Here is a 17,060-nt window from a genome sequence, read left to right as displayed (position 1 = left end):
CACTCCACCCCCACTATCCAAACCCAAATTGGATGTTTAAGAAATTCTAAGAAAACAAGAGCATTTTGAAGATATTTTAATTATATAGAGGGAGGGTCAATCTTGAAAAATAAAAAAGTCATATTCTTACTGCTAATGTCGTTTATGTTAATTTTAGCAGCTTGTAGTGGGAAAAAGTCATCAGGTCCCGAAACACCGGAAATAAAAGAAGAGGATCTAGAAAATTTTAATGCCACTGGGATGCCGATTGTAAATGAGCCGATTACCCTTAAATTTATGGCTGGAAAATCACCTTTATCTGCTGAGAATTATAATGAGACCTTACTTTGGAAGACCTTTGAGGAAATGAGTAATATTCATATCGATTGGGAGTTAGTTCCGACATCGCCAAGTGATGGGCGCGATGAGAAGAGAAATCTGGCATTGGCTGGGGGAACAATGCCTGATGTATTTTATACAATGGCAATGCCGAATGAAGATTTATTGAAATATGGTCAGCAAGAGATTTTTGTAAAAATGAATGACTTAATTGAAGAGTATATGCCTAATTTATCAGCGTTATTGGAGCAGTATCCTGAAATTCGTAAAGGATCTACCTTTCCTGATGGCAATATGTATTCAATCCCGACTATTTATGACCCTGAATTTACTTCAGTACTTTTAGGTTCAAAAGGATGGATTCGTAAAGATTGGCTTGAACAACTTGAGATGGATATGCCTGAAACAATTGATGATTTTTATAATTATTTAAAAGCGGTGAAGGAAACTGATCTTAATGGAAATGGCAAACAGGATGAAATTCCTTATGGAGCGACAAGTATATCAGATTTACGAAATATTTTAAAAGGGGCTTTTGGAATTGGAAATAAGGGTGTTAAACACTCTTATATTGACGAAGATCCCGAATCAGGAGATGTCCGCTTTTATCCCATTTCTGATGGCTATAAAGCAGAATTAGAATTTTTAAATAAACTTTACTCAGAAGGACTTATTCAAGAAAATATTTATACAATTGATGCAAACCAAAGTTATAGTATGGGGGCGGACGGCCTTTATGGAAGTACTGTGATCACGAGTGCAGAAACGATTTATGGAGAAATGGGGAAAAACTTCGTTGGGCTACCGGCACTGGAAGGCCCAGCAGGGAAAACATACAACAAAGCAACATCACCGCTCGCCCATATGGGAGGTTTTGTTGTAACGAAGGAGAACAAACACATACCTGAAACACTTAGATGGTTAGATTATTTCTATAGTGAAGAAGGAGCAAAATTATTCTTTATGGGAATTGAAGGAGAAACCTTTGAAGTCGACGAAAACGGTGATTTGCAATATTTAGAAAAGATTACAAACAGCTCTGAAGGATTAACAATGGAGCAAGAATTATCGAAATATATTACTTGGCTTGGTGGCGGTTATCCAGGAATTGTTCGAGAGGCAACCTTTAAAGGAGCAGAAAGTTTGCCGTCATCGATTGAAGCTGCTGGGAAGCTAGAGCCAAATATGTTAGATGAAGTATGGCCAGAGTTTACGTATACAGTGGAAGAAAATAATAAGTTATCTGGTTTAAAAGCAGATATTCATAAATATGTGGATGAAATGCAAGATAAATTTATAACCGGTACAGAACCTCTTTCCAAATGGGATGAATATGTCAACAAAGTTGAAAAAATGGGGTTAGAAGAATACTTGGAAATTCAACAAGCAGCCTATAAAAGGTATAAGAGCAACTAAGATTGAAGAATGGGTTAGGGTTGTATCGAAGCAAACAGGTTATTTTAGAACAACCCTTTCCTTTTTAATGAGAGGCATTAAAGTATAAAAAATTTTCATTGCTTAGAGACTGGATGAAGATGGTGTCCAGCTCAGCGCCTAGCAAACTTATCCGTAATTCAACAACGATTCACCTGTGGATTCTTTTATCTGAGGAAACAGGATGTTAGCCAAGAGGGCATTTTTAGTTGTTTAACAACATTTACTCCAAGTTTGTAAACCGCTAAATAGGTGCACGCGTTTTTCTTAAGAAAAAGGAGGGACTTGTATGCAAGTGAAACATGCTGAGGTCAAGCACAATCATGTCGTCATACCTAAAAATCGTTTTTCGCGAATGTGGAAAAACTTTCTTAAAAGTTGGCAATTATATACATTTCTATTACCAGCTTTACTTTTCTTTGTAATTTTTCATTATATCCCAATGTATGGGGTGCAAATCGCTTTTAAAGACTTTTTTGCTACGATGGGGATTAATGGGAGTCCATGGGTTGGTTTTGAACACTTTGAACGCTTTTTCAATTCCTATTACTTTTGGAGGCTATTAAAGAACACCTTAATTATCAGTTTGTATCAATTATGTTTATTTCCACTACCAATTATTTTCGCATTAATGTTAAATGAGCTCCGGAATGGTGCATTTAAAAAATGGACGCAAACTTTAACTTATGCCCCACATTTTATTTCCGTTGTTGTAGTGGTCGGAATGATTATTGCCTTTTTGGATCCTACGACGGGGATTATCAACCTTCTAATTGAGAAATTAGGTGGCGATTCCGTCCAATTCTTAACAAGTCCAAGTTGGTTCAGACATATCTATGTATGGTCTGGTGAATGGCAAGGTCTTGGTTGGGGATCCATTATCTATTTAGCTGCACTTGCAGGTGTGAATCCAGAACTCTTAGAAGCGGCTAAGGTGGATGGTGCTACAAGATTCCAACGGATTCTACACATTAATATCCCAGCAATTTTACCGACAATTGTAATCTTATTTATTTTGAATATTGGTAGCTTTATGGCTATTGGTTTTGAAAAGGTATTACTCTTGCAAAACTCCTTGAACTCGGAAACATCCGATATTATCCAAACATTTGTTTATGAAACAGGTTTATTAGAAGGTCAATATAGTTTCGCTGCTGCGGTTGGTTTATTCGACTCTGTTATTAATATTATCTTGCTTGTTACGGTAAACCAAATTGCAAGAAAAGTAAGCGATAACAGTTTGTGGTAAGGGGGGAGCAAAAATGAGAAATTTTAGTTTATCTGATAAAACTTTCGATATAGTTAATAAAATATTTGTTGGGCTTATTACATTAGTGATTGTGTACCCACTTATATTTGTGATAAGTGCATCAATAAGTGATCCAGCAGCGGTTAGTACAGGGAAAATGTGGCTTTGGCCTGTAGACATCACTTTTGCAGGGTATAAACGAGTCTTTCAGAATGATGCGATCTGGCTTGGGTACCGGAACACGATTTTTTATACGATTTTAGGAACAATTATTCATTTAATTGTGTTATTACCTTGTGCGTATGCGTTATCACGAAAAGAAGTGATGGGGAAAAAATATATTTTATGGATCATCCTTTTTACAATGATGTTTAATGGAGGGTTAATTCCTACTTATCTCGTAATTAAAACATTAGGCATGGTAGACACCGTTTGGGCGATCGTCATTCCAGGTGTGGTAGGCGCTTGGTCGATCCTTGTTGCCCGGACATTTTTTCAACAAACCATTCCTGACCAGCTAGTAGAAGCCGCTAAAATTGATGGAGCTTCAGATTATTATATCTTCGGCAAAGTAGTTCTGCCACTATCCATGCCAATTATCGCAGTTATGGCTTTATTCCATGGAGTAAGTCTGTGGAATCAATATTTTACAGCTTTGATTTACCTGTCTGATGAAAAGTTGTATCCTTTACAGCTAATTTTAAGGCAAATTTTGGTTATCGCCCAAATTAGCCAAGATGGTGGAGGCGGACCTGGGGAAATGGAATCATTAGTTGAACAAGTTAAAACAGCTAGTTTGGTTAAATACGCGGTGATTATGGTATCTTCTTTACCATTATTAATTATTTATCCATTCCTACAGCGTTTCTTTGTGCAAGGTGTATTAATTGGATCAGTGAAAGAATAATTTGCCTTTTAAGGATAGTGATGCAATAAGGTAGCTTTAGAGATGAATATCCATAGACCTGCTCCTAATGTTTCATTATCCTTTTTTCTAATGCATACGAATATGAAATTAGCAGCAAGTATTAAGGGGGATCCATTTAGTTTATATGTATAGAAACGAACTACATATCTTAATAGATTGGTGGTACGTTTCAAAATTTTAAAAAGGACAGAAGTTATCTATTTTAAATTCTGTCCTTTCATAATGCCCTGATAAGGGGAAACCTTCGACAGTCCAAAGAAGGAAAGTACCGTGCTTATAATGGCTTTTTCACGAACGATAATCCTGAATGAGAAGGAAATATTTAATTGTTTAGATTTTGAGCTAGATGCACCAATTGTAGAAGAAGCGGAGGAATATCGATTGAAAAATAAAATTACAGTGTTTCTAATCCTTTTCATATTCTTATTTACTACAGCTTGTAATAAAAATGATGATGTTACAGCACCGAGCGATGGAGAGAATTCTAACTTTAATAAAACTGGATTTCCTATCGTAAATGAAGAAATAGAACTCGAAATTTTCGCTGGTCAAGCCCCTGCTACGAATCCAAATTGGAATGATGTTTTAGTATTCAATGAATATGAGAAAATGACAAATATGAATATTACGTGGAAAATGGTTCCCCATTCTGGTCTTGAAGAAAAAAGGAATCTTGCTCTTGGCAGCGGGAATCTGCCTGATGCATTTCATAGCGCTTCTATGCCTTTAACCGATATTATGAGATATGGAGAACAAGGTGTGTTCATCCCACTGAATGATTTAATAGATAAGTATGCGCCGAATTTTAAAGCATTGATGGCGAAATATCCAGAAATAGAGGAAGCATTAACAATGCCAGATGGGAATATTTATAGTTTCCCGCAAATGGCTGATCCGGAATTTCTTTCTTATCGGATGGGACCAAAACCATTTGTTAGAAAAGATTGGCTTGAGTCACTTGAAATGGACATTCCAGAAACAACAGAAGAATACTATCAATATTTGAAAGCGGTTAAAGAAGAGGGGCCAAGTGGTGGTGCAATAGATGAAATTCCGTATGGCGCTCCCTATATTGATCCATTAGTTTCCTATTTAAGAGGTTCGTTTGGATTAGCCAATAAAGGGTCTGCTGGGGGCTATATGGATTTGGACCCAGAAACTGGTGATTATCGTTTTTGGCCAACATCAGATCAATACAAAGAGTTTCTTGAATATCTCCATAAATTATATAGCGAGGAATTAATTGAACAAAACCTATTCTCCATTGATCATATGCAATATCTAGCAAATCAAAATGAAGGGAAATATGGCAGTATTATTTGGTATAGCCCTATGCAGATTATGGGTGAAAAACTAGGTGAACAGTATATCAGTTTGCCTCAGTTGGAAGGCCCACATGGCGATAAAATTTGGACCACGCTTTATGATGCCGTATTAAATCCTGGGGCCTTTCTTATTACGAGTGAAAATAAATATCCTGAAGCTACTGTAAGATGGATCGACCATTTCTATGGGGATGAAGGCTTGATGTTATTCTTTATGGGAGTTGAAGGTGAAACGTATGAGCTAGATGATAACGGTGACGCCGTCTACATGGAACATATTTTAAATAGTAAAGAAGGCTTGTCTAATGAGGAGGAATGGGCAAAGTATTTAACATTCCCTGGTGGTGGCTTCCCTTCCATGACTACTCTAAAATATTTTCAAGGGGCAGAGAGTAAGCCTGATGAAATGGCATCTTCAGAATTATTGGCACCAGATCTGGTTCAAGAACCATGGCTGACTATTCGCCATACAAATGAGGAAACAAATAAATTAAGTGGTTTTGGCGTAGATATCGAAAAGTATGTTGTTGAAATGCGCGACAAATTTATTGTTGGAACCGAGCCACTAGAGAAATATGATGAGTATGTTAAGAACTTGGAGCGGATGGGTTTAGAAGATTATATGGATATAAAGATTAAAGCAATTGAGAGATAATAGCCATTCATTTTATCTATATAAAAGAAGGCTTGAAGTGAAGATGAAATAATGTAATAGCTGGGGGAGGATATAGTGGTTGGTTTAAACATTTCGTTAGTTTAATCATCATTGTCCACTTTTACAACAATCCTTCTTGAAAGGCATTATGAGCTGGATTAGTCAGAATAGTCATTTGCTTTTGAGGATAATGAAGCAAGAAAGCAGCTTTAGACATGAACATCCATGATATTCCGTTCTGGAGTTAAAGGGGAGTGCCTTGTTTAAAGACTCGCTCTGTTTCATTATCCTTTCTCTTTTTATCGAAATAGTTGCTGTTTACATCCATGATATAAAGGAGGTGATGGATAAAGGAGTGAGGTAGAATAAGGAATTGGTCATTTACAAGGGAGGATAAATTTTTGAAAAACAAAAAGATATTATATGTTTTGCTGATGATGTCTTTTATTTTCATTTTCACCGCATGTAATGGAAAAAAATCTTCAGGACCTGAGCCACCAGAAATAAATGATAAGGTTTTGGAAAACTTTAATGAAACTGGCATGCCAATTGTGAATGAGCCAATTACACTTAATTTCATGGCTGGGAAGTTTGTTTTAGCTTCTGATCAATACAATGAAACTTTAATTTGGAGAACATACGAGGAAATGAGTAATATTCATATTAATTGGGAGTTAGTCCCATATGATGGCCGGGAAGAAAAAAGAAATCTCACTCTGGCTGGTGGAACTTTACCTGATGTATTTTACACAATGAGTATGCCTAATCAAGATTTATTAAAATATGGACAGCAAGAAGTTTTTATAACAATGAATGATTTAATCGAAGAGTATATGCCGAATTTAACAGCTTTACTGGACCAATACCCTGACATACGGAAAGGAATTACTTTCCCAGATGGAAATATTTATTCGCTCCCAACTATTTATGATCCTGAATTTACATCTGTTTTATTAAGTACGAAAGGATGGATTCGACAGGATTGGTTGGAAAAGCTAGAAATGGATATGCCAGAAACACTTGATGACTTTTACCAATACCTCAAGGCAGTAAAAGAAACAGATCTAAATGAAAATGGAAAAAATGATGAAATTCCTTTCGGGGCAACGGATATTTTGGGGATGCGCGATATTTTAAAAGGAGCATTCGGCGTTGGGAATAGAGGGTCCATGCATGCTTATCTGGATGAAGATCCCGATACAGGAGAATTACGTTTTTATCCTCTTGCTGATGACTATAAAGCATTGCTAGAGTATCTTAATAAGCTTTATGCTGAAGGATTAATTCAAGAAAATATTTATAGTATTGAACAAAATCAGAGCTATAGTATGGGGACGGAAGGACTGTACGGGAGCACTGTGATTATAAATCCGACAACAATTTATGGAGAGGAAATGGGGAAGAAGTTTGTAGCACTTCCGGCGCTTGAAGGACCCGCTGGAAATACTTATCACAAAGCGACTTCTCCATTAGCTCATATGGGCGGGTTTGTCGTAACAAGTGAAAACAAGCATATTCCTGCTACTTTAAGATGGATGGACTATTTCTATAGTAAAGAGGGAGCCAAGTTGTTTTTTATGGGATTAGAAGGAGAAACCTTTGAAGAAGATGAAAATGGGGATATACAATATGTAGATAAAATTACAAATAGCCCTGATGGATTAACAATGGAACAGGAGTTATCCAAATATATTACATGGATCGGTGGAGGGTACCCAGGTATTGTTAGAGAAGAAACCTTTAAAGGCTCTGAAAGTTTACCACAATCTCTTGAAGCTGCAGAAATACTTAGGCCTAATATGTTGGAAGAAGTCTGGCCGAGTTTTACTTATACTGTGGAAGAGAATAATAAATTATCCAGTTTACAAGCAGATATTCATAAATATGTGGATGAAATGCAGGATAAGTTTATTACAGGTACAGAACCACTAGCAAAATGGGATGAGTATGTTAAAAAAGTAGAGAAAATGGGCCTAAAAGAATATATGGAAATTCAAAAGTCAGCTTATGAACGCTATAAGGACAATTAAAAACTCACTGTTTTGTAGTTTATAAAGGAGGAAGAATAGAAGATGAAAAGAGCTTTGAAATATGTATTCCAGCTACTATTGTTCATCGGTTTAATCTCGTCTCTTGCACTGCCAGCAGATGCGAGAGGAAATTCTCATGCAAAAGGAAAAGAAATTCCACTTAAGGTCATGTCCTTTAATATTGCCCATGGAAGAGGACAAGATGGTGTGGTCGATCTGCAGAGAACAGCTGAAGTCATTCGCACATCTGGTGCAGATATAATTGGGTTGCAAGAGGTGGACAAACATTGGTCATCAAGAAGTAATTTTGTTGACCAGGCAAAATGGCTTGCGGAAGATTTAGGAATGCATTATGTATATGGGGCTAATCTTGATCTTGAACCAACAGAAGAGGGAAATCCCCGCCGCCAATATGGAAATGCGATCTTAAGTAAATATCCGATTTTGCATTATGAAAATCATCATCTGACCACCGTGTTTGTGCCGGGTGCTAATAATGAACAAAGAGGACTTCTAGAAGCTGTGATTAATGTCAAAGGGAATCATCTACGTTTCTTTAGTACACATCTAGGTTTGAAAGATGAGGAAAGATTAATTAGTGCAGAGGAAATGATTGACATTGTCGATGCTAGTCAAAAAAATAGTATCATTGTTGGCGATATGAATGCACGCGCTAACTTTCCGGAAATGGAACGACTGACAGAAAGATTCCATGATGTTTTTGCAGAGAAAGGGATGGATGAGGCATTTACTTTCCCCGCCCCATGGATAGACCCAGAAACAGGAGAGACGATCAAAACACCAAGCAGTCGAATTGATTTTATTCTAGCTGACAAAAATATAGAAATTGAGAATGCGGAAGTCGTCACAACATCTGTATCCGATCATTTGCCCATTGTTTCAACTTTTATATTAAAAAAAGAGAAGCCGTTCTATAATGGGCAGGGAAAATAGGAGTCGTGCAGGCTTTGCGAGCTCAATACAAATTAGAATCATAAGAGAATCCTATTCTAATAGAGAAGAAGAGCGCTTTTTCCAGAAACCCATTATCGATCTTTGAATAAAATTCGATGTTGTTAGCTACTGTAAAAATACCATTTCAGTGATAAGAATTAAATAAGTGTTCCTAGACTTCTTCTAGGAACATTGTTTTTAGTGATTTGAGATGAATTTGTGTTTCTAGAGCTCCTTTAAGAACAGTGTTTAGGTAATTTGAGTTGAATTTGTGTTGTTAGCTCTCCTCTAGAAACAGCTTTTTGGCAATTTGAGTTGAATGCTAAAACTTCTCTAAGAACACAATGTTGGCCAATTTGAAAGAAATTCGTGACCCAAGCGGCTCCTCCATCCATAGAAAAAGATAATAATAGTAATTTTCCTAAGGAACGTAATTGTCTGTGATGTTCTCCGTAAATATAGCGATATGAAGCCCCAATAGCCCGTGAAAAAATAATCAAGAGTTTAAAATTAGCTTTCAAATATAAGCGACTGGTCCACGAATTGTTTTATTTCTCAAGCGAATGTTTTAAATGGGTTTGTCTTCAAATCATTTTGTAAATTCGCTATAATGAGAACTATTATATAAATGCTTGGGGAATGAAAGGGTGTTTTACATGGGGAAGAAACTGGTTTCTTTAAAAGATGTATCTTGGCGTAGGGAAGGCCGCAAGATTTTAAATCAAATTGATTGGGAGATAAAAGAAGGAGAGCACTGGGCAGTACTAGGATTAAATGGTTCAGGAAAAACCTCATTATTAAATATTTTAGCTGGTTATCAATTTCCCACTACTGGGGATGTGAATGTTCTAGGGTATGAATTCGGCAATTCATATATCCCTAATCTGCGCAACGAATTAGGGATCTTTAGTAGTTCACTAGAAAGATTTTCAGAAACACTAGATTATGAAACAATTGAGGAAATTGTTGTAAGCGGAAAATTTGCCTCCATTGGTTTGTATCAAGAGGTCCCAGCGGAAGCTTGGGAGAAAGCGGATGCACTGATCAGGAAATTTCGCCTCGATTATTTAAAAGGTAAAGACTATCGTTATTTGTCTCATGGAGAAAAACGTAGAGTGTTGATTGCCAGAGCATTAATGAATGACCCCAAAATGTTGATTATCGATGAACCTTGTTCTGGCCTCGATATTTTATCAAGAGAAGAGATTTTACTATTAATCAGAGAGATAACAGAACAACAATGCCATGTCGTGTATGTCACACATCATATTGAGGAATTGACCGAAGAAATCACACATGTATTACTATTACGTGAAGGAGAGATTATCGGGAAGGGTCCTAAAAAATCAGTATTAACAGATCAGCTTTTATCGGAGACATTTAAGTTAAACTTAAATGTTCATTGGGCGGATGAGCGTCCTTGGGTCTCTGTAAAAAAACCGTTAAATATCTAAAATTATTGGTGAATATGGTACACTGAAAGCAGAAATTCAATGCAAAATGAGGTGTACGAGATGAAGACGGTAGTCATTATTGGTGGCGGTATAACAGGTTTATCTGCCGCATATTCATTACATAAATGGAAAAAGAATTCTGAAGCGAATGTACGATTGATTTTAGTGGAAGCGGAAGAAGCTTTGGGAGGAAAAATACGTACTAGAACAGATCATGACTTTATTATGGAAACAGGAGCAGATTCGATTGTAACCCGTAAGCTACAGGAATTAGATTGGTTTGAGGAACTTGATTTAAAGGATGATGTTGTGTATAACGCTACAGGTCAGTCTTTTATTTATGTGGATGGTCAATTAGGGGCAATTCCAGCTGATTCTATTTTTGGTATACCGGCAACGATAGAATCATTGGCGAAAAGTTCCCTAGTTTCCGATGCTGGAAAAGTGGAAGCCTTAAAGGACTTTTACTTGCAAGATCATACTTTTTCGAAAAATGACTCTATCGGTGATTTCCTACGCTATTATCTAGGAGATGAAATGGTGGAAAAACAAATTTCTCCTGTCTTATCTGGTGTTTATTCAGGAAAGTTGGAGGATTTGTCGATTTCCGCAACCTTGCCCTATTTACTTGAATACAAAGAAAAATACGGGAGCATTATGAAAGGTCTTGAAATGAACCGTGAAAAATTTAAAAGTAATGGAGACAAAAAGTTTCTTTCTTTTGAAAATGGTTTAGGGACTCTTATAGACGCAATGGCGCGAGCACTAGATAATGTAGAAATCTTTACTTCCTATCAGGCTAACCAGATCAACAGAGCGGGAATGCGGTATCGCATTTCTTTTACAAATCATGAGGAAGTGGAGGCAGATTATATCATTGCGGCTATTCCAGCCTCTGCTTCACAGGCTTTATTTAGCGAAACCACAATTGAGCAAGAGTTTCATTCATTTAAAACCAGTTCTTTGATCAGTGTCTATATGGGATATGACTTACCAGATGCGCTTTTACCGGAAGAGGGAACAGGCTTTATTACAGCAAATAATGAAGAACTTTCCTGTAATGCTTGTACTTGGACAAGTCGGAAATGGCTTCACACGTCACTCCAAGGAAATTTACTTGTACGATTGTTTTATAAAAGTAGTCATCCTAGCTTCGCAACATTAAAAACTTTATCTGAGGAAGAACTTCTTAAAGTAGCCCAAGAAGATATTCGGAAAAGCTTACAGATTACGGCTGCTCCTGTCACTTTTGATATAACAAAATGGATGGAAAACATGCCGACTTACCAGATTGACCACCAACAAGCTGTTGAAGAGGTTGAGCAGGTTTTAGCCACCACGTATCCAGGAGTAAAGCTTGCTGGCTGTTCTTACTTTGGTGTCGGGATTCCAGATTGTATGAACAATGGAATTGAAACAGCGACATATTTGATTGAACAACTAGAGGCTGAAATTTAATATGAGGAGGCTGGGACATAACAAAATGTTAATCCTCTAGGTGAACAATGTATGATCTTAGCGAAGTGTATATCCGGATTATATATACGATAGTAGTTCGGTATTATCTTTGGTGAAAACATTTTTGTCCTAGCCTCTTGTTAAAGAGATAGTTTAGCTCGTAGTTTTAAAATCCTTTTAATGACGGGAAAAGGTGACTCCATGAAAATATTTAAGGACTTTCGTAGTTTCTTTCAAATACAAGGGGCATGGTATTTAATCTTAGGTATTTTTCTTTATGGAATCGGTACAGGGATTCTTTCGCCAATGAATGCGGTATATATGAGTGAAGGAATTGGTTTGTCGAAAGGAGAAATTGCAACCGTTTTCTCTGTCTCTGTCTTGTTAAATATGCTAATCACGATTTTAGTTGGAATTATTAGCGATAAGATGAAACGAAAAAAGCCACTACCATTAATTGCCTTGCTCCTTTGTATGTCTGGCCTAATGATATATATGCAAGCGGATACTTTTATACAAGCTTTGCTTGGAATGATCATTACCGTTGCACCATCAGGATTAATTATGGGGCAAATCTTTGCGATGGCACGGAATCATTTCATGAAAATGGCGCCTAATATCTTTGAAATTGCCCAAATCTGGTTACGTGCAATGATGAGTGTTGGCTTTTTTACCGGTTTATTAATTGGTGCCAATTTATATATGTTTGCTGATTTTCAAGGAGTTCTAATTGGAAATTTATCAGGATATTTATTTCTCTTTCTGTTACTTTTATTTTACAAGGAATATAAAAATGCACCAGGAGAAGAGGCCACAAGTACAAAAGGAGAACGGTTTTCACTGATCATGCTCTTCGCTCTATTATTATTCGGCTGTGCCGATTCTTTAAGAGGATTGTATTTGCCACTAGTAGTCGTTGACTTATTCGAAAAGCCTTATTTAATGTCTTATTTATGGAGTGTTCAAGCGGTATTTGAGTTATTATTTATGACTTTTGCAGGTTATTGGGCCATGAAGTATGGGAGTAAGCGAGTGTTTGTGCTCGGGGGTATCTGTGCTGCCCTTACTTATATGATTTATAGCTCAAGCCCACCATTGTTCGTTTTCTTTCTTGTACAACCGCTCTATTCCTTTTTTGTCTCGGTGCTCTATGGGGTAGCGATGGGGTATGTGCAAAGGATGTTCCATACAAAGATTGGCTTTGGTTCTAGTCTCTATGTCTTTTTATTCCAAATGGCCTCTTTAATAGGCTATGTTTTACCTGTTTGGGTACAGGGATATTCACCGAAAATCTTCGTGATTCCACTTGTCCTTGTAGGAAGCGGAATTCTATTAATGGTAAGTTATCTGCTTTTTATAAGTTCGAAAAAAGAACTAAGCACGTCAGTATAATTTTACTATCTTTTCTTTATTAAATTAAATAGCATAGATCATTCTTACTGAATGAAATTTTCTTTCTGCAAGTAAGAATGATCTCAATCACCATTAGCCTATTTTTATTTATATGCCAAATGGTATAATGGCACAAGTGATTCAAATGTTTCTTTTGTAAAAGCTAAAAAACGATCTCCATCTTTTAAAAGCGGATCAGTTGGTGCGATATGTTTTCCAATTAAGAATTCCGCCTTTTTCACGTCACGAAAACGAGTTAAAATTTTTTCTAAATCGAGATCATGTAAAGGGGCAGCATCTTTTTTCATATGATCTTGGGAAATCATGTAATCCGCGGGAATTGTTTCATGGACCATCTTCAGGTGGTCCAAAAAGTTTTGCGCCATTTTATCTTTATTCGGTAATTCATAAATGAAGGCTAACCAGATAAAAACATGGTCATCGAATAATCCGACTTGAAAATGGGGATGTTTCTTATAGCCACGTTTATTGGCTGCAATCGCTAGCCATGTATCTTGCGGGGGATTGACAGTTCTTCTGGCATGTTTGGCAATATGTAAAAACATTTCTGAACCAATCATTGCAGATAGATCAGCTGCTAAAGTGTCCCCAATCTCTCTAAATTTTGGTTGAATTCGCTCTTGAATGGCCTCCATTCGTTCATCTAGACCATGAATTAAAAAAGTATCAAAGTCTTGCTGTTCAAACCCTTTAAATACCATGTATATGCTCCTTTCAGTGATTTCACGCTAGAAGCGTGATGGCAATATGTAACTTAGCATTTACACTATTACTAGTATACATGAACGATCTTTTATAGGAAAAGATTTCAATTGATTGTAGAACAACCTTAAGAAAGGTAAAATAAGTATTTAGAACATCGAAAGTGAGCGGAAGGCAAAATGAGAAAACTTGGATTTGATTCGGAGAAATATTTGCAAGAACAATCTTCTTACATCTTAGAACGGGTACAGCATTTTGATAAGCTGTACATGGAGTTCGGTGGAAAATTAATTGGGGACAAACATGCGAAACGTGTTTTGCCCGGATTTGATGAAGACGCAAAAATGAAATTGCTGGCTACACTAAAAGAAAAAGCGGAAATTATCATCTGTGTGTACGCTGGTGACATCGAAAGAAATAAAGTTCGCGAAGACTATGGTATTACATATGACCAAGACGTTCTGCGTTTAATCGATGAATATCGGGGGTACGGCATTTCTGTAAACAGTGTCTTAGTCACTCGTTATCGGGAACAACCGAATGCCCAAATGTTTATGGCAAAGCTCGAACGAAGTGGTATCAAAGTATACACTCACCGCGCTATTGAAGGTTATCCAACGAATGTAGAAGCGGTTATAGGTGCGGAAGGATTTGCTAAAAACCCTTATATAGAAACGACGAAGCCGATTGTAGTTGTAACCGCACCTGGTCCGGCAAGCGGAAAGCTCGCGACCTGCCTAAACCAAATGTACCATGAACATGAACGGGGAAATAAAACAGGCTATGCAAAGTTCGAAACTTTCCCTGTTTGGAATTTGCCATTAAAGCACCCTGTGAATATCGCCTATGAAGCTGCTACAGTGGATTTGAAAGACGTCAATATGATTGATAATTACCATTATGAAGCGTATGGAAAAGTAGCGGTTAATTACAATCGTGATATTGAGACATTCCCTGTTATTAAACGAATTATAGAGAAAATTACTGATAAAGAATCCATCTACAAGTCGCCAACCGATATGGGTGTCAATCGACTTAAGTCAGGAATCATCGATGATCAAGTTATCCAAGAAGCTGCTAAGCAAGAAATCATCCGGCGAATTTTCGCTGTAGAAAACGACTATAAAAAAGGACTGGCTGACAAGGAAACCTTGCGTCGTATTCAAGTGATTTTAGAGGAAAGTGATTTAAAAAAAGAGGATCGAGCTCCTGTATTACCGGCTCGCGACTACGCAAAAACGATACAAAAGAAGATTGGCAATACTAATCCGCAAGCGGTGATTGCAATCGAACTATTGAACGGCGAGATTATCACTGGACGAACTACACCTTTGATGGATGCTTCAGCAGCTGCGATTCTAAATGGTTTGAAGTCCCTAGCCAATATTGCAGATGAAATTGACCTATTAGCACCAATGATATTGAAAACTATTCAAGGTTTAAAGACAGATGGTCTAAACAGTAGAGTGCCAACATTAAGTGCCAATGAATTGCTCATTGCATTGGCAATCAGTGCTGTCACCAATCCTACTGCCCAACTGGCTTATCATCAATTGTCGAATCTAAAAGCTGCACAAGCTCATTCGACAGTTATTTTAAATAGAGAAAACGAACAGACTTTGAAAAAACTCGGTATCGATATTACGAGTGACCCGGTATATCTGACTGAGAACCTGTATTACAATTAAATAAAACCTATGTTCCAATCAAGTATTTCCTAGAGGACGGAACTAAATTGTTTTAGCAAAGAAAAGATCGAATTACCTAAGGGGGCAATAATTCGCTTTTACAACTTAACATTTTAGTTATTCCGACCTCTGGAGATAGAAGCAAGAAGAGTCTGCTAACCTAGATAATATAGTCTTGATCATTCAAGAGGTAGAACTTGCCATTTCCTTTACTGAGAGGTTGGGTTTGTGCTAATCACAGATCTTCACAGGATGCTAGGGATGGCAAGTTATTTTATATATCCCGAGTCGATTTCATAATTGCTTATTAATAATCAATGTTATTGTTAAAGGAGATTGAATTGTTAGTCAATGTATTTCCTTAACTAGTTGATTGGGGCGTAAATCAACGTTGTTCGGATTTGAATGCTAAAATCTCTACCATGAAATTGATTCATCCCATCTAATTTTTGACAAATAATGAAAGTTTAGGAGGCTAAAGATGAAACCAAAAATATTTATAAGTCAACCTGTACCAGAAAAAGTGGAGCAATACTTAAGAGAACATTGTGAAGTGAAAGAATGGCGGGGAGAGGATCGTATTCCACGGGAAACACTTTTACAGGAAATCGCAAATGTAGAAGGATTATTAACTGCCTGGCATAAAATTGATGAAGAATTATTGGCAGCTGCCCCTAATTTAAAAGTTGTAAGTAATGTTTCCGTCGGCTATAACAATTTTGATGTAGAAGCTTTACGTGGAAGAAATGTAATCGGAACCAACACTCCTTATGTATTAGACGATACGGTGGCAGATCTAACGATTGCTCTTATGCTTGCGACAGCAAGAAGAATCGCTGAACTTGACCAATATGTGAAAGCTAAGAAATGGGAACCTGTGAAAGATGAAGCTCTCTTCTTTGGAGTAGATGTCCATCATGCGACAATTGGTATTATTGGAATGGGGCGTATTGGTGAAGCGGTTGCCCAAAGAGCAAAGTTCGGCTTTAATATGGATGTTCTTTATCATAATCGCAGTCAGAAGCCTGAGGCAGAGAAAAAGTATGAAGCAGAGTATTGTGAGTTACCTGATCTTTTACGTCGAGCCGATTTTGTTGTGATGCTAACACCATTAACCGAAGAAACGCACCATTTACTCGGTGAGCAGGAGTTTAAACAAATGAAAAAGTCCGCTATTTTTGTGAACGTGTCACGGGGACAAACGGTGGATGAACTAGCACTAATAACAGCTTTACAAAATGGTGATATTTATGGGGCTGGGCTAGATGTTTTCCAAAAAGAGCCGATAGAAAAAGATAATCCGTTGTTAGAGATGAGTAATGTTGTAACTGTTCCTCATATTGGTTCGGCTACTGCACAAACACGAGAGGCGATGGCGATGCGGGCTGCCCAAAATATTGTATCCGTTTTACAAGGGAAAGGAGCTATCGATCCTGTTTATAAATAAGGGAG

Annotated in this window: 13 protein-coding genes; 11 read left to right on the top strand and 2 right to left on the bottom strand. The window is 37.2% G+C overall.

Translation table 11 applies throughout. From position 1 onward, the window contains the following. Window positions 1-102: 102 nt before the first annotated feature. From J2Z23_RS15775 to J2Z23_RS15750, 6 genes are all read left to right on the top strand, one after another. Entirely contained in the window at window positions 103-1,734 is a 1,632-nt protein-coding gene (locus tag J2Z23_RS15775; protein WP_209974505.1) for an extracellular solute-binding protein, read from the top strand. Window positions 1,735-2,107: 373 nt separating this feature from the next. Then, a complete protein-coding gene (locus J2Z23_RS15770; protein WP_238456185.1) occupies window positions 2,108-3,001 on the top strand; it encodes an ABC transporter permease in 894 nt (297 codons plus the stop codon). 13 nt (window positions 3,002-3,014) lie between these two features. After that, on the top strand, window positions 3,015-3,908 hold the full coding sequence (locus tag J2Z23_RS15765; RefSeq protein ID WP_057983412.1) for a carbohydrate ABC transporter permease: 894 nt from the start codon (window positions 3,015-3,017) through the stop codon (window positions 3,906-3,908). Between the two features lie 300 nt (window positions 3,909-4,208). Next, window positions 4,209-5,909: an extracellular solute-binding protein gene (locus tag J2Z23_RS15760; protein WP_209974503.1), complete on the top strand. Its 1,701-nt coding sequence runs from the start codon at window positions 4,209-4,211 to the stop codon at window positions 5,907-5,909. Window positions 5,910-6,310: 401 nt separating this feature from the next. Next, window positions 6,311-7,939 (top strand): extracellular solute-binding protein, encoded by a 1,629-nt coding sequence (locus J2Z23_RS15755; RefSeq protein ID WP_209974502.1) that lies wholly within the window; start codon window positions 6,311-6,313, stop codon window positions 7,937-7,939. 42 nt (window positions 7,940-7,981) lie between these two features. Continuing rightward, the gene (locus tag J2Z23_RS15750; protein WP_209974500.1) at window positions 7,982-8,893 is read left to right on the top strand and encodes an endonuclease/exonuclease/phosphatase family protein; all 912 of its coding nucleotides are present in this window, start codon (window positions 7,982-7,984) and stop codon (window positions 8,891-8,893) included. A gap of 236 nt (window positions 8,894-9,129) precedes the next feature. Here J2Z23_RS15750 and J2Z23_RS15745 read toward each other — a convergent pair whose 3' ends face one another. Continuing rightward, complete coding sequence (locus tag J2Z23_RS15745; RefSeq protein WP_209974498.1) at window positions 9,130-9,414, bottom strand: hypothetical protein; 285 nt, start codon at window positions 9,412-9,414, stop codon at window positions 9,130-9,132. A 135-nt stretch (window positions 9,415-9,549) separates the two neighbouring features. Here J2Z23_RS15745 and J2Z23_RS15740 point away from each other — a divergent pair, with 135 nt between their 5' ends. From J2Z23_RS15740 to J2Z23_RS15730, 3 genes are all read left to right on the top strand, one after another. Beyond that, window positions 9,550-10,347, top strand: coding sequence for an ABC transporter ATP-binding protein (locus J2Z23_RS15740; RefSeq protein ID WP_064468431.1), 798 nt, complete (start codon window positions 9,550-9,552; stop codon window positions 10,345-10,347). A gap of 60 nt (window positions 10,348-10,407) precedes the next feature. Next, entirely contained in the window at window positions 10,408-11,805 is a 1,398-nt protein-coding gene (gene hemG / locus J2Z23_RS15735) for a protoporphyrinogen oxidase (protein WP_057995068.1), read from the top strand. Between the two features lie 180 nt (window positions 11,806-11,985). Continuing rightward, complete coding sequence (locus tag J2Z23_RS15730) at window positions 11,986-13,197, top strand: MFS transporter (protein ID WP_238482802.1); 1,212 nt, start codon at window positions 11,986-11,988, stop codon at window positions 13,195-13,197. A gap of 104 nt (window positions 13,198-13,301) precedes the next feature. Here J2Z23_RS15730 and J2Z23_RS15725 read toward each other — a convergent pair whose 3' ends face one another. Continuing rightward, window positions 13,302-13,919: a YktB family protein gene (locus J2Z23_RS15725; protein WP_057983401.1), complete on the bottom strand. Its 618-nt coding sequence runs from the start codon at window positions 13,917-13,919 to the stop codon at window positions 13,302-13,304. A gap of 180 nt (window positions 13,920-14,099) precedes the next feature. Here J2Z23_RS15725 and J2Z23_RS15720 point away from each other — a divergent pair, with 180 nt between their 5' ends. Both J2Z23_RS15720 and J2Z23_RS15715 read left to right on the top strand, forming a co-directional pair. Continuing rightward, entirely contained in the window at window positions 14,100-15,608 is a 1,509-nt protein-coding gene (locus J2Z23_RS15720) for a DUF1846 domain-containing protein (RefSeq protein ID WP_057983398.1), read from the top strand. Window positions 15,609-16,089: 481 nt separating this feature from the next. After that, window positions 16,090-17,055 carry a 2-hydroxyacid dehydrogenase gene (locus tag J2Z23_RS15715; RefSeq protein ID WP_057983396.1) on the top strand — a complete coding sequence of 322 codons (966 nt, stop codon included), beginning with the start codon at window positions 16,090-16,092 and terminating at the stop codon, window positions 17,053-17,055. Window positions 17,056-17,060 lie beyond the last annotated feature (5 nt).

It is taken from the genome of Lederbergia galactosidilytica (assembly GCF_017873565.1).
Classification (GTDB): Bacteria; Bacillota; Bacilli; order Bacillales; family Bacillaceae_C; genus Lederbergia; species Lederbergia galactosidilytica.
Note: the sequence above shows the minus strand (reverse complement) of the source record. Positions and strands in the feature narration are given on the sequence as shown.